At 64.1% G+C, this 21,589-nt stretch carries 18 protein-coding genes and 2 pseudogenes; 6 read left to right on the forward strand and 14 right to left on the reverse strand.

Features of this window, described 5'->3' with window-relative positions; all coding sequences use genetic code 11:
- Positions 1-502 precede the first annotated feature (502 nt).
- From QJT82_RS39910 to QJT82_RS39920, 3 genes are all read left to right on the forward strand, one after another.
- Positions 503-757: a type II toxin-antitoxin system VapB family antitoxin gene (locus QJT82_RS39910; RefSeq protein ID WP_244435971.1), complete on the forward strand. Its 255-nt coding sequence runs from the start codon at positions 503-505 to the stop codon at positions 755-757.
- Entirely contained in the window at positions 747-1,235 is a 489-nt protein-coding gene (locus QJT82_RS39915) for a hypothetical protein (protein WP_276325884.1), read from the forward strand. Before QJT82_RS39910 ends, QJT82_RS39915 begins: the two co-directional genes overlap by 11 nt.
- 212 nt (positions 1,236-1,447) lie before the next feature.
- A complete protein-coding gene (locus QJT82_RS39920) occupies positions 1,448-2,629 on the forward strand; it encodes an RHE_PE00001 family protein (RefSeq protein ID WP_038376365.1) in 1,182 nt (393 codons plus the stop codon).
- Between the two features lie 301 nt (positions 2,630-2,930).
- Here the strand turns inward: QJT82_RS39920 and QJT82_RS39925 are convergent, their stop codons facing one another.
- The 13 genes and pseudogenes from QJT82_RS39925 to QJT82_RS39985 form a co-directional block, all read right to left on the reverse strand.
- Complete coding sequence (locus tag QJT82_RS39925; protein WP_016846626.1) at positions 2,931-3,227, reverse strand: type II toxin-antitoxin system mRNA interferase toxin, RelE/StbE family; 297 nt, start codon at positions 3,225-3,227, stop codon at positions 2,931-2,933.
- Positions 3,224-3,532, reverse strand: a complete 309-nt coding sequence (locus QJT82_RS39930) for a type II toxin-antitoxin system RelB/DinJ family antitoxin (RefSeq protein ID WP_016846627.1) — start codon at positions 3,530-3,532, stop codon at positions 3,224-3,226. The genes QJT82_RS39925 and QJT82_RS39930 overlap by 4 nt, the downstream gene beginning before the upstream one ends.
- A gap of 135 nt (positions 3,533-3,667) precedes the next feature.
- A complete protein-coding gene (locus QJT82_RS39935; protein WP_038376366.1) occupies positions 3,668-3,979 on the reverse strand; it encodes a DUF736 domain-containing protein in 312 nt (103 codons plus the stop codon).
- Between the two features lie 658 nt (positions 3,980-4,637).
- Positions 4,638-5,564, reverse strand: a complete 927-nt coding sequence (locus QJT82_RS39940) for a zincin-like metallopeptidase domain-containing protein (RefSeq protein WP_016846630.1) — start codon at positions 5,562-5,564, stop codon at positions 4,638-4,640.
- A gap of 292 nt (positions 5,565-5,856) precedes the next feature.
- Complete coding sequence (locus QJT82_RS39945) at positions 5,857-6,444, reverse strand: hypothetical protein (RefSeq protein ID WP_016846631.1); 588 nt, start codon at positions 6,442-6,444, stop codon at positions 5,857-5,859.
- A gap of 396 nt (positions 6,445-6,840) precedes the next feature.
- Positions 6,841-7,254, reverse strand: coding sequence for a hypothetical protein (locus QJT82_RS39950; RefSeq protein WP_077231032.1), 414 nt, complete (start codon positions 7,252-7,254; stop codon positions 6,841-6,843).
- A gap of 13 nt (positions 7,255-7,267) precedes the next feature.
- Positions 7,268-8,139 (reverse strand): annotated as a pseudogene (locus QJT82_RS39955) (hypothetical protein); the annotation flags it as partial.
- Positions 8,136-8,612 (reverse strand): hypothetical protein, encoded by a 477-nt coding sequence (locus tag QJT82_RS39960; protein WP_016846633.1) that lies wholly within the window; start codon positions 8,610-8,612, stop codon positions 8,136-8,138. The gene QJT82_RS39960 and the pseudogene QJT82_RS39955, both read right to left, overlap by 4 nt.
- A 92-nt stretch (positions 8,613-8,704) precedes the next feature.
- Positions 8,705-10,390, reverse strand: a complete 1,686-nt coding sequence (locus QJT82_RS39965) for a ParB/RepB/Spo0J family partition protein (protein WP_016846634.1) — start codon at positions 10,388-10,390, stop codon at positions 8,705-8,707.
- Positions 10,391-10,636: 246 nt separating this feature from the next.
- A pseudogene (locus QJT82_RS39970) lies at positions 10,637-15,736 on the reverse strand (N-6 DNA methylase).
- A 164-nt stretch (positions 15,737-15,900) separates the two neighbouring features.
- Positions 15,901-16,506, reverse strand: a complete 606-nt coding sequence (locus QJT82_RS39975) for a DUF1419 domain-containing protein (protein WP_038376369.1) — start codon at positions 16,504-16,506, stop codon at positions 15,901-15,903.
- Between the two features lie 322 nt (positions 16,507-16,828).
- Complete coding sequence (locus QJT82_RS39980) at positions 16,829-17,713, reverse strand: DUF3991 and toprim domain-containing protein (protein WP_038388354.1); 885 nt, start codon at positions 17,711-17,713, stop codon at positions 16,829-16,831.
- A 206-nt stretch (positions 17,714-17,919) separates the two neighbouring features.
- A complete protein-coding gene (locus QJT82_RS39985) occupies positions 17,920-18,096 on the reverse strand; it encodes a hypothetical protein (RefSeq protein WP_038376370.1) in 177 nt (58 codons plus the stop codon).
- A gap of 647 nt (positions 18,097-18,743) precedes the next feature.
- Between QJT82_RS39985 and QJT82_RS39990 the strand changes: the two genes are divergently transcribed.
- Positions 18,744-19,001: a WGR domain-containing protein gene (locus QJT82_RS39990; protein WP_075968524.1), complete on the forward strand. Its 258-nt coding sequence runs from the start codon at positions 18,744-18,746 to the stop codon at positions 18,999-19,001.
- 78 nt (positions 19,002-19,079) lie between these two features.
- Here QJT82_RS39990 and QJT82_RS39995 read toward each other — a convergent pair whose 3' ends face one another.
- Positions 19,080-19,808 (reverse strand): LuxR family transcriptional regulator, encoded by a 729-nt coding sequence (locus tag QJT82_RS39995; RefSeq protein ID WP_038376372.1) that lies wholly within the window; start codon positions 19,806-19,808, stop codon positions 19,080-19,082.
- A 455-nt stretch (positions 19,809-20,263) separates the two neighbouring features.
- Here QJT82_RS39995 and QJT82_RS40000 point away from each other — a divergent pair, with 455 nt between their 5' ends.
- Positions 20,264-20,899 (forward strand): acyl-homoserine-lactone synthase, encoded by a 636-nt coding sequence (locus QJT82_RS40000; protein WP_016846642.1) that lies wholly within the window; start codon positions 20,264-20,266, stop codon positions 20,897-20,899.
- Between the two features lie 40 nt (positions 20,900-20,939).
- Entirely contained in the window at positions 20,940-21,515 is a 576-nt protein-coding gene (locus QJT82_RS40005; RefSeq protein WP_016846643.1) for a hypothetical protein, read from the forward strand.
- Positions 21,516-21,589 lie beyond the last annotated feature (74 nt).

Here is a 21,589-nt window from a genome sequence, read left to right on the forward strand (position 1 = left end):
AGGTCGAGTTGGCCCCGGCTCACTTGCTCACTGCCGCGTGGATGGCGCGGCAATGTTGTACCAGTACGTCATGCGAGGATCGCGTAATGCAATGCATCGGAAGTTGACCGCGGTCAACTTTTCCCGGGGTGTAGAAAGTCGAACTTGTCCCTCCTAATGCGACGCGGAGAGGTAGCAGCTCATGCAGTGCAGGAATCACCGTCTCCGGTATTTCGGTATTATTGCACCTACACGCCACCGTTGCGCCCCCGACCATCGAAAGTTGACCGCGGTCAACAAGCTGAGGAAATTCTGAGCCTCAAGGTCGCACGGCCTTGACGCCGTACCGCGGGGCTGAACGCAGCATAGAGCGATCAGCAATTCCGACCAGTCTGTTGAGCGTACTGGTCCGACCGGCGTTAACCATCAGAATGCCGCTAGCCGCCGTGAGGAGGCCATGGCGAGCAATTGGGGTTGCCCTACAATATGTAAGGATACACGGCGGCGGATAGAGGAGCGCCCAATGGCTTTCCATATTAAGAATCCCGAGACCGACGCGCTGGCACGCAGGGTCGCGGCGCTCAAGAAGATCGGCCTCACCGAGGCTGTGCATACGGCGCTTGCCCATGAGCTGGAGCGTGAGCAGGGAAAGCCTACCTTGGTCGACCTGGGCGTACAGTTTTGTCGCGACTTCCGGGCCAGGGGCAATCCGAGAGCGGCAAGCCTGCTGGCAAGGCGTTCCGCGACAGCCTGTACGAGGATTCCTGATGTTCATTGACGCTTCGGCGCTCACTGCGATGCTGACCCACGAAGACGAGGCGCGCGAGTTGCTGGCGCGCGTGCAGCAAAGCACAGCCCGGCTGACTTTCCGCTGGCCGTCTGGGAGGCGGCGATTGCCATCGGCCCGCGAGCTCGATCTGCCGATCGCCGCGGCGGCCGAAGCGGTCGAGAGTTATCTCGCGCGGATCGAAATCAAGATGGTGAACGTGGCGCTCGAAACAGCCCGCGCTCGACGCCTTCGACCGCTTCGGCAAGGGCCGACACCCGGCGCGGCTCAATTTCGGGGACTGTTTCGCCTACGCCTGCGCCCGATATCTTGGCGAACCGTTGATGTTCAAGGGCGCCGATTTTCCGCAGACCGATATCGAGGCGGCCTGACAAGCGCTACTTTCGAAGCGAGCCTGAGCGTGGCAGAAGTAATGAACATTGATTCGCGGCGAGGCCACCGAACCTGCGCTGGAAAGCCAGCCCGATAGGCGTGACAACAGTCGACTTGGCCGACGAGGACATCTGAGCGCGGACGGCGTCCGGAAGAGGGGAGGGAGCTGACCGGCGGCGCATCTTCTCGGCTGTTTGGCGCCGACCGGCGACTAACGTTGCTTGAGGTCGCCAGAATTTGTTGATTTGCGACCCGAAATTCAATTCTGGACGGTCCGGAACCTACATCGCTATGACGGAAGCGAAAGCTATGTTAGCTTCCGTTTCACTGGTTCCCATTAAGGTTATCAGGACCTTGCTGCCCACCTACAAAATCCCCGATCCGCTTCCCTGGGCCCAGCTCGCCGGCCCGCTCGCTGCCGCAGAGGATGCCGTAGCTCGCCTCGACGAACGGCTGGCCAAAAGCCCAATCCGCGACGGCGCAATCAGCCGGACACACTTCACCGATGCCTGCGCCAGTTTGTGGCTGGACGGCGAACTTGTCCACCTCGATGACCTTGTGCTCCACGACGCCGGCATGGACGTTCGCGCTCCCACCCATGAGCTGACTCGCGCCCACGCCGTGCTGCGCGCCCGTCGGCGCATCGCCGAGGCGAAGCCCGAATGGGCGCTGTCGGCTCCGGGGCTCTCAAGCCTCCGCGGGCGGGGCGAGCGAGAGCAGGAGACGAGCAACCGGAAGGAAGGTGAGGGAGGTTTTGAGATCGACGAGGCCTCCGAGCGGGAGGAGGTGGGTCTCGAATTGCCCCTCGGCGTCCTCGAGGCCGATCCCCATCTGGCCGCCGCTTTCGACGCGGTCGACGCAGCGAACGCCAGGGCGGAGCGCAGGCTTGCCGACGAGACTCGGATTCGGCCGGAGCGGGATTCTCTCATCTACGATCCCGACTGGGATGAGGAGGAACGCCTCGATCACTGGCGCGATGTGGTCGACCAGACTCGCGGCTTGCCGCCGACCCTGGCGGGGGCGATTGCCGCCGACGCCTGGGGTGAGATCGAACCGCTCGAGCACACGCCTTGGCTCGGCCGCCTGCTCGCCGCAGCATTGTTGAGGGACCGCGGCAAAACGCGATCGCATCTGCCGTGCCTGCATGCTGGGCTGAAAAGCATTCCGCGTGAGCGCCGACGGCCACGCGACGCCGCCGCGCGTTTGGTCGTGCAACTCGAGGCCATGACGGCCGCCGCCGAGTCTGGCCGCAAGGATCACGACCGCTGGCTGATGACCAGAAACCTGCTCGCCCGAAAACTCGCCGGCCGTCGCGCCACTTCAAAACTGCCGGCTCTCCTCGACTACGTGCTGACGAGGCCGATCGTCTCGGCGGGCATGATCGCGGCGGAACTCGGGATCACTCCCCGTGCTGCCCAAAACTTGGTCGCCGAGCTCGGCCTGCGCGAGGCGACCGGGCGGGGACGCTACCGGGCGTGGGGCGTCCTGTAGAGGCGAAAGTCCGTGCTGTGAACGCTCGGCAGAAAGGCCGTCTCGTCCAGATGAAAAAGGCACCAACAAAAATGCCGCGCGGTTGAAATTCAGCGCAGCGGCCGTTTCCAGCGCCCGAGGGTGTGACGAAAACTCCGGTCACGCTCGAGTCGCTGACCAAGGCTTTTATTCGTCCGGCTCGCACGCGAGACGAAGGCTTGAAGATTTAGTTTGATCGTACTTATCGTAGCCAACCTACGGTATAGGCAATAAATCGAAACTTGCCCGTCCAGCTGGTCGCACGGTACTGTACGGAGCCGCCTCAATCGTCGTTGGTAAGTTCGTCGGGCCACATCTGCGCGCCATGGAGCACGCGCAAGATGCGAACAGTCTGACCGTCGACAAGGTACGCCGCGACATAAGGTGTGCGCGGGATGACCAACTCGCGCGTGCCGGCGACGCGCCCGGGCCGGCCACTGTCAGGAAAGTCGAGCAGGCGCCGCGCGGCATCGGCAATCTGTTCATCAACAAGAACCGCGGCGCGGGGATTCTCGGCCTCGATGTAGCTGAAAATGCCGTCGCGATCGGACAACGCGAAGCGCGACCAGACGAGTTTCACCGTTCCTGCTCCGGTGCCTTTCGAAGCGCAGCGGCACGACGTTGAGCGAAATGCGCTTCGACCTCGGAATCATCAATATCAGGCCGCGTGTCGGCCAACGCCTGGCGCACCTTCTCACGAAACCAGCTATCGTAAGCTTGGCTGTTGCTCACGAGCTCCAGCGGAAGCATCCCTTCATTGGCCGTGCGCGTCAGCAGGATCCGCACGGCGTCGGATACCGTGAGACCCATATTTTCCAGAACCGCAGTGGCCTTTTCCTTCACGTCCGCATCGATGCGGGTTTGGACCAAGGCATTCGAAGCCATAGCGACCTCCTTTATTCGTAGCTAGATGTAATACATTTGAATGACATGCACCAGAGACTATCACGGCTCCGTGAGCCGAGGCTGTGACAGCGGGCAAATGGCCCCGCCTTTCGGCGGGGCCGTTGCCGTGGCCCCTCAATCCCGATTCGGGCGGGACCAGATGAGCTGTAGGCCGTCCTGGCCCTCCACCTCGGTCAGGGCGGCATAGATCGGAGCCGGGAAGCTCGGATCGTCCAGCTTGACCGAGAGGTAATCGCGCTCGGTGTCCCTGGCGGTCTTCTGCCAAGCCGCTCCCAGCTCGACATTGCCGGCGAAAATGCGGAAGTGCGGTCCCTTGTCGGAGGGATTCTCGACCCGAACCAGCTTGGCTTTGGCATTGAGAGCGAGGGTGCGAACCGTGCCGGAGAAGCCGTTGCCGGTCGAGGTGAAGGTGCCGATGGTCGCCATTGTCGTGTCCTTTCCGTTTCCCGGGCCGCCCATCGCGGCCTCGATGGCTGGCGACAGACCGGAGGCGATCGACCCACACCCCGAAGGGGCCGGCACGCAGTAGAGGGCAGCCAGGGCACGACTTTCTTGGCTTGCGCGAGGAATGGGCGCGCAGCGGCCAGGGGAAGAAAGTCGTAACCGGCTGTTGCGAGGTTAAGAGCGAGGCGGAGCTGAAGCGACGACGCCCTTCGGTCAGACATGCCAATCGAGGACGACGTGGGTGCGCCAGAAGAAACGGCCGAGAAACACGACAATGTCGACCGTCGAAACCTTGACCTGCGAAACGCCCCGATCATCGCTCACCGCACACATCTCTCAATTCCTCAGGCTTGCGGGTCGAAGCTCGAAATGGGTAGGCGCGCTGCTCTGCCGTCAAGCGAGCCTCGCGGCCCGAAAGTGAATCCGTAGGCCGCGAACGAGATTTGCTCGGCACAGCGACGACCTGTGCAAAGTCAGTGCGTCGTCCTCCTCGAAGGAACGGCACGCAAGGCGACAATCAGGTCGCGCAGCGCGAGGAATGAAGGGACGTTGGCCCTCCAGCGGCCAAGAAGGGCCGCATGTCACTGAACCACCAGATCGCTAAGGGCCGGCAAGCGCCGACGCTAATCACGTTGGCTCATCATGCTGCCTCCTCGACCTCTGCGGCCTTCGGCTGCTGGTCGTGCAGATAGGCGACGGCGCGTTGCGCATGCGCGGCTGCCGAGAAGATAAAGCGCTTCTCACTCGACAAAACTTCCAACCACGATGCGAGGTAGCTGGCATGGTCAGGTCGCGGTTCGAGTTCAGGAGAGATCCCGAGATCCGCGCAGAGGAAACAGCTCCCGAGTTCGGCAATCAACTCTTCGCGTGCGCGTTCGCTCCGATCCCTGCTGTAACGGCTGAGATCGCGATTGACGCGGTGAGCGGGAGCGGTCCAGTGCACGGTCTCATGGGCTCTGACGGCGACATAGGAGGCGGTATCGCGAAAGCTCTCGATCGTCGGCATCTGAATGTGATCGGACGAGGGCGCGTAAAACGCCATCGAGCCGCCATGCCGAACAATCGCGCCGGTATTGGCAAAGAAAGCGTCGGCGCTCGCGTTACGCTCGATCGTTGATGAGACAGCGGCCGGCCGACCGTAATAATGCTCGGGCAAGCCATCGATTTGGTCGACGCAAAAGACGGTATAGGCTTTGAGGAAGGGGATATCTCTTTCGACTTCGTCGCCGTGAGCGTCGGTGTCTGTCTTGGTGAAGCGGCTCGCATAGACCACAGTGCTGCCGGTCTCGCCTTTGCGGACATGCGCGCCGAGCTCGCTGGCCTGCTTGAACGTCATCCAGATCGGAGAGCGGAAGCCGCGCGCGACGGCTTCTGACCAAAGCAGCACGACGTTGATGCCCGTATAGGGCTGGCCGTTGTGTCGCAGCGGTCGCGTGATGTGGCCTGCCGTATTCGCGGTGGCCCAAGGTTGAACCCAGGGACGCACGCCGCGTTCGAGCTCGGCGACAATGCGGTCCGTGATGCGGGCGTACAGGTCGCCTCGCGCCTTTTCTCCGTTCCTGTTCATTATAATGACCTCCGTTCGGGAGGCCGCGCCAATCGCGGCTCCTCACGGGGTCCGCCACTGCCGAGCCCAAGGTCCGCGCACCCGCAGGGCCGAAGCAACGCGAAGGACGGCGAAGCCGTTGCGCGGGCATAGGGTCCGGCACAGGACCACGGACCGGTAGGAGCCGACGATGGCGCGTAGGGGGGAGGCGCCCTTTGTTGCAGCGGCGACACGAAGATGGGCCGGTCTGGCAGACCGGCCCGCGAGGTGGCTGCAGTGGAAGAGGCGCGGGGCCGAGGCCCCGCGCTGACGGTTAGTCGAACGCCGACATTTGCGCCTTGGCCGCCTTCCGCCCGACGGTGTCGGTCGTGTTATCGACGGGACGCTCGAAAGGCTTCCAGGTCTCGCCGACGACTTTTTCGTAGGCGGCGACGGCACCCTCGGCGGCCATGCGAAGCGCGTGAGACTGCACTCCCATGTCGGCGGCGAACTCACGCTTGCGCTGTGCCTGGCTATCGAAGCCGACCGGACCATCGAGGTCCTCATCGCGGCCGTCGTTGGCGAGCTTGGCGGTCGCATCTCGCGCTTCAGTGACTGCGCGGGTGTAGAACTGGCCAGCACCGTGCGCGGAGCCGACGTAAGCGCCGACGATCCGTTGAAGGTGAATCTGCATTGCGCGTTCACTCAGGCCGTCCCTGAGCGCGTCGGCGGTTTCGATGATGAGCCGCTCATGCAGATCGCGGATGCCGTCGCTGTCCTGGATCGCAAAGCCGAAGCTTTCGGAGATGCGCTGTGCCTGTGCGGAGTCTGGACAGGCGAGCCGGACCATTTCGAGGGTGGTGCCCTTGCGAAGCGGGATGACGCGGGCGCTGGCGCGAGAGGAACGAGCAGGTTTGGTCATGGTGAATTCCTTATCTGGTTTCGCCGTCAGGTTCGATCCGGCCCCTGCCGGACCTCCCTTCGGGTGCGGTCGCCCAGCGCCGCCGGGATGAGGGCCGCTTCAAGGTCCGGGGACCGCCAGGCGAGCGAGGCCCGGCTGCGGACAAGCAGGGCTCAGCTTGCTGGAGCCCTGCTCCGAACGCGGCCGGGCCTTGCCGAGATCGGCGGTTCCTGGTCGCTTGCGACTTGGCCTTGAAGCGGACCGCCGGCGGCGCAGACCGCAGCAAACCCGAGGGGAGGGCCGCCAGGGTACGGGCCGGGTTGGCGAATGCGGAAAGGTTCGACCCAGCAGATCGCAAACTTCGCGCCGTGCTCAAGACGTTCGCCTGAGCGAGCCGCAAGGTCAGCTTCGGCCTCGCTAGGCCGCAGCGCGGTGCCGCTTCCCCCGACGACAGCCGGCCGGACTGCGACATTTGTCCTCGCGATATGCGTGCTCCGGGTCGCCACGAGCGGGTCGAGACTCCGGCGCGCATCGGGCCCGCAGCATCTCGATCGCGGCATCCTGCCGGGCGAGCTTGCGCGAGAGCGCATCGATCTCCGGCTGGCGCTCTGCGGTGATCGCCGCAAGGTTTGAGCGATAGCGTTCGAGGAAAGCGCTCGGGTCAGGCGGCTTGCCGCGACGGTATCCGGACCGCTTGCCGCCAAGCTGCGGGATCAGCGTCGTCATGCGGCGGATGATCTGCCGATCGATCATGTCGAGCTGGCGCTGCGTCTGGCGACGCGCCTCCTCCATGCGCGAAAGTTGGGCGAGGCGTTCGGAGGAAGCCTTCATGGCGACGTCCTTCCTGCCAACCGATGAAGCTCGATGGACCGGAATAGACCGGGTGGCGGGTCTCATCGACGACGAAGCCGAAGCGGCCGGTCCGGTACTCGTCGGACGGGACGAGGAAACGTCGCTCCTCAGTGCCCGCGCCGCGTCTGCCGCCCGGCGTGGCGACGACTTCAATAAATCCCAGCTGCTGATCCGACGTGATCGCTGACACGACGATCCAGTTGTCGGCGTGCTCCTTCTCGAAGGCGCGCCGATCCCTCTCACGGGATTCGCCAGGCTGCAGCACGATCCCGAAAATTGCCTCCCACGCATCGGGCCAACTATCCTTGATGGTGCGTTCGGCGCAGCGCCGCTCGTGGCCGGTGAACAGATGCGGGTAGGCGATCGCCACGATCGCCCAGGCCTCGTCTTCCTCGTACCAGCCGCCCGGCGCACGCAGTACAGGATTGACCTTGCAGTTGCGCTCGGCCGAGAGATGAAAGCCGCCGTGGCCCGCCGTTGAATGGCAGATAACGCCTTCCGCATAGACGGTTGCGCCCTGCGACGGCCCCCATGGCGTGTTCGCATTGGAGCCGGTATCGCGACGGCCGAGCGCGCGCTTTTCGCGCTGATGCTCGGCGTTCTCAATGACCTTCGTCCGGAAGGCCGCCTCGTCCGCGAGCCCGCCGGAATGGCCGTAGAAGTCGGAGCGCTTCCATTCGGCAATCGGCCGGTTGATGCGCCAGCCGGTCGCGAGATAATGGCGGGCATCGCGTCCCGGCAGCATGGCGAAGGCCGTGTCGCCGACACGAGCGACGAGATAGCCGTCGCCACTGCGGCCAAACTCGACCTCGGAAATCCAGAATTCGGGTCCGTCACGGCGGTGAGGGGTGAGGGCGTCGTCATGCGGCCGTCCTCCCCTCCATGTCGTCGGCTGCCGGCGCATCGGCTGTCACCTCGTCGAGGACCGCATCCGGATAGCCGTGGCTCTGTAGCCAGCATTCGGCGTCGGCGCGGCTGCTGGCGAGATAGACGAGTTCGGCGTCCCCGCCGGGTCGGCTGAGCACGCGGACCGCACCGACCCTCGGGCGTTCGGTCACGACGAATCTCAGGTCGCTGTCCACCGATAAGGTCCGGTGGACGCGAAGCACCACAACACCGCCGCCACCATAGTCGCCGACGTGCAGTGTTATGGTGGCGCCGATGACGGTGTTGCCGACGCGGCGTTCTGCCTGCTTGCGGATCAGCCGTCCGCCGCTGTTGCGGTGTTCCCAGGCCGCGAGCTTCTTGCGGTGCCGGTCCGGTGGCCGTGGCGTGCCGTCGGAAAACCGTATGATCGCTCCGAGCGGGATGAGGTCGTAGATCAACTGCGCGGACATGGACGTCCTCCTTGTTCGTGGGTGTTGGAAACGAAGCCGCCGCCGGGTGGGCCGGCGGCGGGGTGTCATTCGGATTGTCGATGGCGGGCTTGCTATTCAGCCGCCTCACGAAAGGCCTCGACGTCCGAGGCTTCGCCGCCATCCTCCTCGCCGGCGTCCGGGTCCTCGACCTGATCGTCGGCCTCGTCGGCGGCAGTGACGACGTTCTTCGCCATCCAGGCCAATAGGGCGACCTTGTCCGGAGCGAACAGCGCTGCCGGATGGACGAAGCGGCTTTCCTTGAAGTGCTCGACCAAGGCGGCGCGGGTGTCCTTCACCTTCTGGCGCGGGAGAACAGACGCGTCCTTGCACGAGCCTTCGAGCGCGGCGCGCGACAGGCACGACAGGAAGTCGTCGGTGCCCATGTTCGGCAGGAAGTTGTCCGCGCCGACCACCTCGCCGGCGACGCGCGCAACGATGCCGCTGTCGGTGCGGTTTTCGCGGCACGAGAGAACCTCAACGAGGATCGAGCGCGCTGCGACGCGCAGCGTGTCCATGTCGAGGACGAGCTTGCCCTCTTGATCGAACAGCGTTGCGGCATGGCGCGCAATGCGGCGGTTGCCGTAATAGGTGCCGCCGCTACCGGAATCGACCGAGACGTTCTGGCCCGCGAACGCGAGGATCAGCAGCGCCATCAGCGCATCGTCCTCGACGGGCGCGCGTGCCAACGCCTCGTGGAGGGCGTCGGTTCGGAAGTCGCCGATGATCTCGACGAGCTTGCGCGTCACGTCGGGACGCGGCTTCGAGACCGCTGTGCTCTCGTCGGCAGCGTCAGCGCCGGCCGGCGCGCCCTTGTCCTTCGACTTCTTCGCCGCAGGCATGCGGTAATGCACGCTCTGCACCCGGCCGTCACGGTCGAGATACATCGCCGTGCAATCCGACTTCGACGGCTTGCCGTAGACGCGCTCCGCCTTTGGCGGCAGCTTGACCTCGCCCCAGCTCGTCGTCTCGGCGATGATGCCGCGCTTCGGCAGGTTGTTCGTCATCCATTCCTGCTGTGCGCCAAGGAACGCCTCGACATCCGTGGTGTAGCCGCTGTCCTCATCCGCCGGCGCGAACAGGTCCTCGACCCACTGGATGCCGTAGGCCTGGGCGAGGTCGTCGCCGAAGCTGGCGTGACTTGCGTACATGCGGGCCTTGGTCAGTGCCTGCGCCACGCTCCCCCACGAAACCTGCGGATCGGCCTTGGAGGGCTTGTGCTTCTTCCAAACCTCCTTCTGCTCATCGAGCGACGCCGAGGCGATGGTGCGGAGCTGGCGCTCGTCGGGCATGTCGCCCTTGGCCATGTGGTCGAGCATGGCAGGCAGCACGTTTGTGAGCAGGCGGAGCTTCCTGATCTGCCGGACTGCCAGGCTGAGAGCGACACCGATCGCCTCCTCGGTCCAACCGAGCGCGACGAGGCGTTCGATCGCACGCCACTGGTCGACGGGATTGAGCGCCTCGCGGGCGATGTTCTCGATCATCGAGCGCATGGCGCCGTTGTCGTTCGCCGCCTCGTCGACGAGGACGTCGATCTCCTCAAGGCCGGCGGCGATGGCCTGCTTCACGCGGCGATGACCGGCATTGATGACATAGCCGTTGCCGCCGCCGGTCTCGGGCGTGATGACCGGCGGCTGGACGATGCCAACCGCCTTGATCGTCGCGAGCAGCAGGGCGTCCGCCTGCGGCGTCGATTTCGTCTGGCGCATGCGGTCGGGATTTTCGTTCAGCGCACGCGGATCAATCTTGATGAGATGCATGAGATTCTCCTGTTCGGGTTCGCGGACCGCGGCTTGCGGGCCCTTCCTCGTCTTCTTCCCGAAGACACCCCCGGGCCCCGCGGAGCGGTCGGGCCGGCACAACTGCGGCCGAGCATCCCTGCCAGGCCGGACGAGCAGGGCTAACAGCCCTGCGAAGGACGACGGGCTGGGATCGCGCAGGCGGCGGTTGAGCGTCAGCGCTGCCGGCCTGGCCGATCTGCGAGCAGGCCTTCCCTTCCTCCCTCTTCACGCTGCAATTGCGCTCTCGCCCGCGCCCTCCACATCCGTCGCAAGGGCTTTCTCCACCTCCGCCAACTGCCTGCGCTTCTCGGCGAGATCGGCTGCGAATAGGAATTCGCTGTCCTCGCGCGACCAGTACGAGGCGAGCCGGCGATGTACGTCGGCGACACGCCGGCGACAGCGCTCCCGCTCGCCCTCGAAATCGTCGAGCGCGTGCTCGAGACGGGAGATTGCGCCGAGCGGCGTCACTGTCAGGGGCAACTCAATTTCATGTGCTTCCCCGGTGCGGATCAGCAAGCTGCCGTAGCGATAGCCGTCATGGCCGTAACGCTCGCCGGAGTACTCGAGGTCGAACCCGCCGATCGTGGCGATGATGGTTGCGCCGTCCCGCTGGAGCTGGACGAGGGTCAGGATTTCTTTCATCAGGGCGCGGCCGGCCTCCTTGCGCTCGACATAGCGCGTGCCGGCCACGATCGCGGCGAAGGCATCGCCAACGGTCGGAACAAGGCGCTCGATATCCTTGCCGACCTCCGCGATCCGCCGCGTGCAGAACTCGACGTCGCGTTCCGCATCGCGGATCTGCCGACGGACGGCGTGCTGGTCGTCGATATGCGCCGCGCGCAGACGCTCGAGCCGGGCGATGTCGGCTTCGAGCCCAGCCTTTAGCATCAGCCGTTGGTCGCCGCTCGCGATCGCCTTGGCCATCGCGAACTGGTTGGCCTGGCCTTCGCCGAGGTCCTCAAGCCGACGGATCGACGTGTCGCCGGAGAGCGCCGCGGCGATGAAGCGAGCCTTGCGCTCGTTGTTCTGCCACATGCTTGCGTCGAGCGAGCCCTCGGTGGCATAGGCGAAGATGTCGATCACGTCGTGCTGGTTGCCCTGGCGCTCGATCCGACCCTCGCGCTGCGCGATCTGCGACGGCAGCCACGGCACGTCGAGGTGATGGAGGGCCTTCAGGCGAAGCTGCGCATTGACACCGGTGCCCATCGTGTCGGAGGAGCCGATCAGGACGCGGACCTTTCCGGCGCGTATGTCACCGAACAGACGCTGCTTGGCCTCGGACTTCCTAAAGTCCTGCATGAAGGCGATCTCGGACGGGGGCACGCCCATGCGGACGAGCTCGTCTCTGATCCAGCGATAGGCCGAGAAGCCGCGCGTCTTCTCGACGCTGATCGTTCCGAGGTCGGAGAAGATCATCTGCGCGGCGCCCGGCAGCTCGTACGGCTTGCCGTCGGCGCGCACGTAACTGTTGTCGGACGTCTCCTTCCAGATGCGGAAGGCGTTGCCGACGAGAAGATTCAGCTTGTTGTTCGGCTCGTTATCGCTGTCCGGATCGACCAGACGCAGGTCAATCGCCGCATGCCGCCCATCGGTGATGACCGAGAGCAAAATGTCGTCACCTGGCTCCGGCGGCCGGTCCCGCGTCTCGATCGCCTTGATCCGCCCGTCGAGCAGGGTTTGGTAGCGCTTGAACGCCGGCGTCGGCTTTGCCGTCAGGATCTGGCGCTTGCCCGCCGAGATTGCGGGGATCTTCACGTACTGCCGCAGGTCCTCCGGCATCACCACGTCGGCGAAGGACCGGAACATGGCGATCAGCTCGGGAACGTTCACGAAGGTGGCGAAACGAGTGACCGGCTTGTACCTGCCGGACGGCTGGAGCTCGAGCTCCGTCGAGACGTCGCCGAAAGTCGAGGCCCAAGCGTCGAACTCGTGCAGGCCTCGATTCTGGAGCGCCGCGTAGCCGAGGTAGCGCTGCACCGAGAACATCTCGCCAAGCGTGTTGGTGATTGGCGTGCCGGAGGCGAGCACCAGTGCCCGCCCAGGGTTCTTGGTCTCGATAAAGCGCGACTTTACATAGAGGTCCCAGGCGCGCTGCGAGCCGTTCGGATCGACGCCCTTCAGCGTCGACATGTTGGTAGCGAAGGATAGCTTGCGAAACTCCTGCGCCTCGTCGACGATGATCTGATCGACGCCGATCTCTGAGATGGTGAGGAGATCGTCCTTGCGAGTGGCCAGCGCTTCGAGCCGTTCCTTCAATCCCTCCTTCAGCCGCTCGAGGCGCTTGCGCGAGACGCGGTCGTCGCTCTCGACCTTGGTGAGCAGCGTCTCATAGAGCTGGAGCTCGTCCTGGATCATCTGCTGCTCGAAGGCGGACGGCACGCCGATGAAGCGGAAGGCCGAATGGGTGATGATGATCGCGTCCCACGTTGCGGTCGCGGCGCGCGACAGGAAGCGGTGCCGCTTGTCCTTGGTGAAGTTGGTCTCATCGGCGACAAGGATGCGGGCACCGGGATAGAGCGCCAGGAACTCACGCGCCGCCTGTGCCAGGCAGTGGCCGGGAACGACAAGCATGGCCTTGGCGATCAGGCCGAGGCGGCGCTGCTCCATGACGGCGGCCGCCATCGTCATCGTCTTGCCAGCGCCGACCGCGTGGGCGAGGTAGGTCGCGCCCGAGGCGATGATGCGCCAGATGCCGCGCTTCTGATGTTCGTAGAGAACGAAGGCGCCCGAGGCGCCCGGGAGCTTCAGATGCGAGCCGTCGAAGGCGCGCGGCACAATGTTGTTGAAGCGATCATTGTAGACCCGCGCCAGCCGGTCGGTCCGATCCGGATCGGACCAGATCCAATTCTGAAAGGCGGTCTTTATCTTCGAGAGCTTCTCCTTCGCCGCCTCGGTGTCGACGACGTTGAGGACCCGACGTTCGCTGTCGCCGTCTTTGATGGTGTCGAAGATCTGCGGGACGGAGGAGTTGAGCGCATCAGAGAGAAGCTGCCCGGCGTGCCGCCGTTCCGTGCCCCATTCCGACGTGCCAGCGGCCATCCAGCCGAGCTGCCGGGCCTCCACGGTCCACGACGCCAGTTCCGGCATGTGGTGAATCCTGATCTCCGCGCCCACCGTTTCCTTGACGAAGGCGACGATGTCGGCGGCGGGAATCCACGGCGCGCCAAGGCGCGCGGTGATGTCCGAGGGCCGGAGGTCGGCAGGCTACACCTCGCGCAGGGCGGTCACGTTGCGCGCATAGGCGGGGTCGAGCGCAGCCGCCGCTTCCGCAACCTTCAGCTTGTCCCGCACAGCACCCGACAGATAGGCGTCGGCGGTCTGCCACGAGCCGCCGCTGGGATCGTGGAAGATGGCGCTGCCGAGCTCGGCGATGACGTCGTCCGCGTCGCGGTGCACGAGCTCCGCGATGTGGTCGGGGTCGACAAGGCCCCGCTCGTTGAGAACGACGGCCAGCGCGTCGGTGGCGCTGGTGATGACGGGCGGCGCCGGCGGAGCGATCACCCGCTCGGTGAAGATCGGACCCGGCTTCGCCGTGTCGGACTCGAGGTCGTCGTCTTCGATCGAGGCCACCAGCCAGCAGTCCGGATCGTCCAGGAATGGCTGGAGGTTCGGCCTGCGGTGCGTTTCGCGGACCTCGCCGGTCTCGTCCTCCGCCGTCGACACGATCGTCGTGTTGATCGGTCCGAAGGCGCGCACGAAGTTCGACCACGCGATGCGTAAGCGGACCTGCGCGTCCTTCCATGGAAGGTCAAGCTCCTGACACTTCAGCACCTCGCGGACTGCGTCGCGGATCGGGATCAGCTTCTGGATGATCCGAGCGTGCTTCTCCGGAACACCGGCGGCGCTGCGGCCCTTGCGCACCGTGACTGCAACTGGCAGGCCGCTAAGGATCTGCATCAAGCCATTCCGGCTATCGAGGAGATAGCTGCCTTCGCGCGCCGTGAGGCTCGCCGAGCTCTCCGACCTAGCCGACACGGCCTCGCGCTCGTCGTCAGGGTCGATCGCCTCCGGTTCGCCGTTATAGATTGCGACCGGAAGGAGGTTGATCGCATCGTCCAGCGTGGTCGCGAGGTCCTCGCCATTACTCGGCAGACAGGTGTAGGTCTCGCCGAACGGGCCGGAGGTCAGCGCGTGCGCTCCGAGCACAAGGCGGCGATGGCGCGCGAACCAGCGGTTGACGCGGATTGCGCCCTCGTCCTCGGTCGCCGGGCATACTTCATCCAGGTCGAGCCAGGACAGGTCGCCTTCGGGCTCGCCGTGCTTGCGCCGCCGGAAAAACAGGATGTCGACCACGACGTTGGTGCCGGCATCGGCGCGGAAGCTACCTTCTGGCAGACGGATGGCACTGAGGAGATCGGCGTGCTTCGCGATCAGCGCGCGCGCCGAGCCATCCGCCTTGTCCATCGTGCCGTGCGATGTGACGAAGGCGGCGAGCCCGCCCGGCTTCAGCAGCTTGATCGCCTTGACGATGAAATAGTCGTGGAGCCGCAGACCGAGCAAGCGCAGCGCGCGGTCCGAGCGGACGGTGCGATCGGAGAAGGGCGGATTGCCGATCACGAGGTCGAACCGCGCTGGCAGCTCGGTGCGCGCGAAATCGCCGGTGACGATCCACGCCCGGGGCTGCAATAGCCGCGCGATGCGCGCCGTGACGGGATCGAGCTCGACGCCGGTGACGTGGGAGACCTCACGCAAAACCTGCGGCATCAGCGCCGGAAACATACCAGTACCGATGCCGGGCTCGAGCACGCGGCCGCCGCACCAGCCAAGGCGCAGCAAACCCGCCCACATCGCCTGGACGATGAACTCCGGTGTGAAATGGGCATATTGCGTACAGCGTGCCAGCGAAGCGTAGTCAGCCTCATCGACCGCATCCTGCAGGTCGGCCCCGATCTCGTCCCAGCCCTTCGCAAACTCGGCTTCGCCCGGTCGGCGGAAAACGCCATTGGCGAGCTCTAAGGCGCCGAAGCCGATAAAGCGGATCAGTTGCCGCTGCTCCTCGACCGTCGCGGGGCGCTCCTCGGCCTCGATCTGTGCGGTGAGCCGAACTGCGGCAATGCTGTCGCGGGCACGCTGCTTCCAGCCCTTTGCGAGGCCGCGCTCGCCGGAAAGATAGAAATTGTCGCCGCGCTTGCGGGGGCCGGACTCTGAGCGCCGCGCCGATCCGACCGCCGGCGCTGCCGAGGCCGGCGTCGACGGCGGCGGATCATCCTCATGGTCGTCGTCGCCACCGAAGTCGCTGGCGAAGGCCGTGACGCTAAGGCCGAGGCTGGATGAAAGGGCTGTATTGCCGAAGAGGTCGAGGGTGAAAGGATCGTCATGCGCCATGGGAAATGTCCTCCAGTTGGACGCGCGCCGCCGTCCGCCGGCGCGGGCTGCGACGGACGTCACGGCGTTGCAGGAGTTGATGAGTGGGCCGGCACCTAGCCGGTTGCTGAAATGCGACCCCGGAGCGAGGCCGGACTGCCGCGGGGCGGGGAGGGGAGGTCGGGCTAGGCTGCGGCCGCCTCCGGCAGATGGCGGAACTGCACCGGCAGCTTGGCCGCGATCTCTGCCTCGGTGAGGTCGTCGAGCAGCTTCAGGACTGTGCCGCTCTGGCCGGCATAGACGAGCACGGTGCGGCGGCCGCGCATGGCCAGCGGCCAGCGCTCGCCGGCATAGCCGCGATAATCGTCATGCGTGCTCGACCAGATATGCTCGAGCCGCTCGTCGCGCGTCATCGCGCGCACGGGCCGTGACTCGCGCTCGATGATCGCCGCCTTCATGCGGTCCGGCGACAACCGATCGGAAAGATCGCAATAGCCATGGAACCAGCGCCGCCTTCCGTCGATGGCAAGCGCGAAGAAGATGCTGGTGATGCTGCCCGTCATGAATTCGCGCATCGCGAACATGTCGACGCGCATGAACAGCGGTGGCAGAATCTCGAGCATGTCGTCATGCTCCCGCTCGTTGATCTCAAACCACTCACCGGCGAAGAGATGCTGGCCTTCACCTTCGGCCATCGCGGGGTCACCACGATGGCGGTGGAACAAGCGGTGCATCTCATGGCGCGTCGCAACGCCTTCGAAGACTTTACGGATAGTGGGGGAGGTGTGCATGGGCGGCTCCTCTTGGCCTGGCCGGACTGACAGCGCGAGCGGTCCGCCTGATCACTTCGTCACTTCAGTCCTTCATCACACCTCCTCGCCGGCCGCATCGAAGGTCCGGCGGGTCAAGGGCCGCGGCACGCGGGCGAAGCTTCACCCTTGACGCGCCGGCCGGTCATGCGGCAGCGCTCATTCCCGTTTCATTTTCCCTCCCTCATTGTTCGATCGCCTTTTCGCCGCCGAGGGATCAGAGACCCACCCATGCGGAGCCCTTGGCGCGGCGTCACCACGCTGCCTGCGCGTCGCCTTTGCGAACCACATCAACAGGTAGCCATCAGGCCGTTAGATCCTCATTCCAGTCGCCGGCGCACGGCCGTAATCGGGCATACCGCGCACTTGCATCCGCGGCGATGGCACGAACACGGTCGGCGTAGATGTCGCCTTGCCGATTGTTGTCGGTTGCTGCCACGAGCCAAGCGTTGCCGCGCTTGGCGAGGCCGCGAATGCCGTCATCGGTCGCAGGCGACCAACCGCCGCCGGTGCTGACATAAAGGGTGTCAGGGCGCAGGACCTCGATCGCGGCGAGGCTCATGGCATCTATGGCCGCCTCGGTGATGCAGATGCGCTCGCACTCCTCCGACCCGAAGCGAAACAGCTCCTTGCCGCCGTCCGTGGCGAAGCCCCGCCATGCCGGTCCACGCTCCTCCCAGCCTGTGAGCGCCCCAGCAGAATCGGTATGCGCCGCCCACATGCTGCCTTGGGGGCCCTCTCGCAACAGGTCGCTAGCGACTGCGTGCTTCACGATGTTCGCCGGCAGCCCGCGCTCGGCGGTGAGATAGCGCCAGGCTGGTGAGCCGGGGCGCGGCCTGAAGCGATGCCTCCATCGCTCTACAATGGACGCGGGGGCTTTGGGCCTTGCCGGCTGCTGCCACGCAGGTGCGCTAGGCACGAAGCCAACCATATCCGCAACGCGGTCGCATGCCTCGACGAAACCGTCGGCGCCGAGGTGTTCTGCAAGCGAAAACACGTCCCCTTTCGCCGGCGACAGGGGATCGAACCAGCCGCGGCCTTCGTGAATGACGATGACGATGTTGCTGTCGCGCCGAAATTTGATCGCGCGCCGGGTGCTTTCCTTGAGATCGACCTTCCAGCCGTCCTTCTCCAGCAGGGCTGCGCAGCCAACCTTGTCGCGCAGCTCTTCAATTTCTCTCTTGTCCATTTGTGCGCACCGGAGTCACGCAGGCGACGTCCGGCCCTCCTTCTGTTGGTCTCACTTGTTCCTAGCCTTGCGGCACATCACCGACCGGCCGCGAAGCCTGCCGAATGCAAGGGCGCGCGCACAAGCTGTCGAGTTTGTCAGATAGCTGGGCGCGGCGAAGCTTCCCTTGCAGCCGGCATGGCGCCAGCGGCAGCCGGTCACCCGGCTCAATGAGCCGGGGACCAGGGGTCGTATTCATGGACGATGGCGTCCTGATCGCCGTCGTATTCGCTGGAAACCATCACGCCGAATTCGCTCTCAGCCTCGAAAAGGATGACCGGTACCATCAGCGTGCGGGCCAGATCGAAAGCGTGGTTCTGAGCGAGGGTGAGATTGTGCGACATTGAAAGCTCCCGTCTTGCGGCGGGGACCATCCCCGCTCGACAGGCGCCGACGTGTTCGGGGGCGGCTGCGGTCACCTCGTAGGCGAAGCCGAAGAGGTCGCACGCTTGCGTAGCGAACCCCTTGCGGGTTGATCGTGGAAGGCCGCAACCGAACCAAGGAAAGCCCATTCGAGAGCGGGGTTGCTCCATCACCGAAAGGCATGGCGAGCCAGGGTGCACATCTTTCGTCCAGTGGATGCAGTGTTGGTCTGATTGACAGCGAGAACAGCCGCCGTCCTTTTGTCGGGAGCGAAAGTGGATTTGCCCACCGGAAGGTTGCTCCGCGAAAGGTCCTACCCGAATACGCCGGAGCTTCCGAAGACTCGGCAGTTGTCTCGTTCGGCGACTCCGGCCGTTTCGCGTCAGGGATGGCAGCCCGTAAGGGGGAAGACCCGCTCGCGGGGCTTCAGCGCAGCCTCCAGCCCGGCCCGCAGGGCGACGCCCACCTTCTTCGCACTCAGAGGCGCACAACAGCCAATCTATTCCGGAGACCACTCGTTGAGCACCCTCAATCGCTTTGGTCACCGGTATTTAAATTCTGAATCGATTGGTCTGATCGATTCGATAACTTAATTGGACGGCGGTTTCGACAACTGCGATTCTTTCGCATGTCCGAACTCACGGTGCCATACCTCGTGCTCCAACGTTGCGATCCGGCCCGCAATATGGCCAGGTTCTATGTACTTACGATCGAACCGACCCTGTTCGGTGATACCGCGCTGGTGCGCGAATGGGGACGTCTCGGCCAACGCGGCCGTCGGCGGATGGATCTGTTTGCCGGGAGAGTCCAGGCCGTCGAGGAGCTCGAGGCTTGGCTCGTCCGCAAAACACGCCGTGGTTATGTACAAAAGAGTCCTGCGCCCTGAGTGCAACCGCCCAGTCTCCCAACCTGCTCGAACGATCGATCTTGAGCACATCTTAGAGGCCGATGGCTGTTTTGCGTATTACGGGAGCAACCCCTGCCGAAACGCGAGAGCCACGGCATGGGGTAAGGTTAAAGCGGCAAGATTTCGCCTGGCATTGTCCAGATGAAACTTCACGCCTCGCGGTGTAACGTCAAGAAGCTCCGCAATATCCTGCATCGTCTTGCCATCGGAGATCCATGCGAGACACTGCCGCTCGCGCTGTGTGAGTGGGTTGCCCATCCCGCCGCCTGCCGACGTGCGTCCGACCTTGGCACTCACATGTGCATGGTAGGTGAGACCCACCATTTCCAACATGTCTTGAGAGGTCTCGATGAAACGATCGAGGCCAAAGCTGCGGTCGTCCGCCGCCAAGGTGAACGCCGCAAACTGGTTTTGGCTGGAGGGAATGCGAATGGTCAGGCCGGTCCTGATCTTGAAGCTGAGAGCGTCGTCAAACAGACGGCGCTCTTTCGCCGAACGTGCACTTCGTGCGCCGCGTCCGTCCCAATGAATCATCCGACTTGACGTTCGCGGTTCCTGAAGAACGGGATCGATGTTGTGGTATCCTTCGCGAAAATAGTGGCTGGTCCAACTCTTCGGATAAGATGAGATCAGATTGGGGCCATTGGCACGTTGGCCAAGATAGGCGAACCAACGGAAGCCCAATGCATGCGCTGTTCGTTCCGCGATACGCCGAAAATCATCTTCCGTATGCGCAGAGTGAAGACAATCGACAAACTCATCGCATGCTCGTTTAACATCTTTCATTGCACCACTTCAGTTGCTTCCTGGCCCCAAACGCGAGTCTTTTAACGATTCGCGCTGTACGTGCATGGCCTCTATTGACACGTTGCGGCAGCTTTGCGGCAAGAACAATTCTAAACCTGTGTCCTGACAGACTCGAAAATCAGACTCGTCTGAGCGCCGCTTTCAAGCAGCAACTGCAACCGCGAACATAGAGAGATGAAACCGCCTCGGATTGCGGCGTTCTACCCGACGATTTTTCTCTGTCTACGGAACACGAGAAATTTCATTCTTGTCCCGTCGAATCTCCGCGTCTTCGTCGCTACCTTTTCCGAGACGGCGCGCGACGATCGCGCGCTGCGATTATTGGTCGCGGCCCCCACAGTTCTACGACGCCCTGTCAGAACCGACAGCGCAACGCCGTGACAACGGCTGCTTTTCTGATCTCGAAGCTGTGATTCGTAAGCTTGAGGTTAAGAATGAAGGTCATTGTTCGCACCCGTGCGGCGCTCCTGCGTGATTTCGAACTGGCGATGGGAATGCATCGTCTTCGAGGGCGCGTCTTCAAGGAGCGGCTCAACTGGGACGTCTCCATCTCTGACGGATTGGAGATCGATCAGTACGACACACATAGCCCGATTTACCTCTTAGCGCTCGACCAGGGCAAGGTTGTCGGCTCTGTTCGCCTGCTGCCCACCACCGGGCCCAACATGCTCGCGGATACGTTCCCAGTGTTGCTGGATGGTCACGCCGCGCCGAAAGCCACCGGGATCTGGGAGAGCTCGCGTTTCTGCGTTGACACTAAGAACGTCACGGCGACAGCAGAGAACGGACTGCGCGAAGCGACGTTCCTGCTCTTTGCGGCCATGATTGAATGGGGTCAGCAGCGCGACCTTCAGACGATCGCAACCGTCACTGATCTGCGCATGGAGCGAATCCTGCGCCGAGCCGGATGGCATCTCGATCGTCTCGGGACACCCCGACAAATCGGGGCGACCAAAGCCGTGGCTGGACTATTGCCGATCACCAATGACGCTCTCGGTGCGATCCGAGCGGTCGGGAAGATTTCCGGACCTGTCATTGGCGCGCCGTCACGCCTGCCCTTCGCGGCATAGCGTCGAACGTCATCAGCTCCTGACAAGAAGGCGATCAACAATGGATCCTGCGGCATTTGCTGCTCTGGTCGAGCAGTGCGCTCCAACACCGGACCTGGTGCGGCCGCTGACGGCGATTGTGCGGCAGGCGAGCGCGTTCGAGCCGCTGCTCATCACAATTGAGGGGCGGAAGCCGGTTCCGATCCTGGCGAGCGACCGCGGGGAAGCCATTCAGCTCACGACTGAGGCCATCGCCACGGGCCAGCGGGTTCGAACTGGTCTTGCCCAACTTGACCCCGCGGAAACAAGGCAGGCCGGGCTGACGCCTGCGACGACATTCGACGCGTGTCAGCATATCGCTGGCCTTGGCAGATTGTTTGGCGCGCGACTGAAAGCGGTCAGCATCAAAAGCTCAGACCGCGACCAGGCTGTTGCCCGCGTTGTCGCAAGCTTCGCGGCGAGGACTCCCAGCCAAACGGCCGAGCCTCACATCCAGCCAACCGCGTCCGCCGACACTAAGCGTTCCACCAGCGATGTGTCGCCGATCAATCCACCTTCACCGTTGGTCAGCGAGCATCCTCGCTGGGACGTCTATCGCTCGGGACGGGGCACATCAGCCTTCGTCTATGACCGATAGGGATCGCCATTCTCCATCTCCACTCAATACGCGGTCCGACCTAGGGTCCGGCTGCAATGCCAACCGGAGCAGTG

Source organism: Bradyrhizobium sp. Mp19 (genome assembly GCF_029952935.1).
Taxonomy (GTDB): Bacteria; Pseudomonadota; Alphaproteobacteria; order Rhizobiales; family Xanthobacteraceae; genus Bradyrhizobium; species Bradyrhizobium elkanii.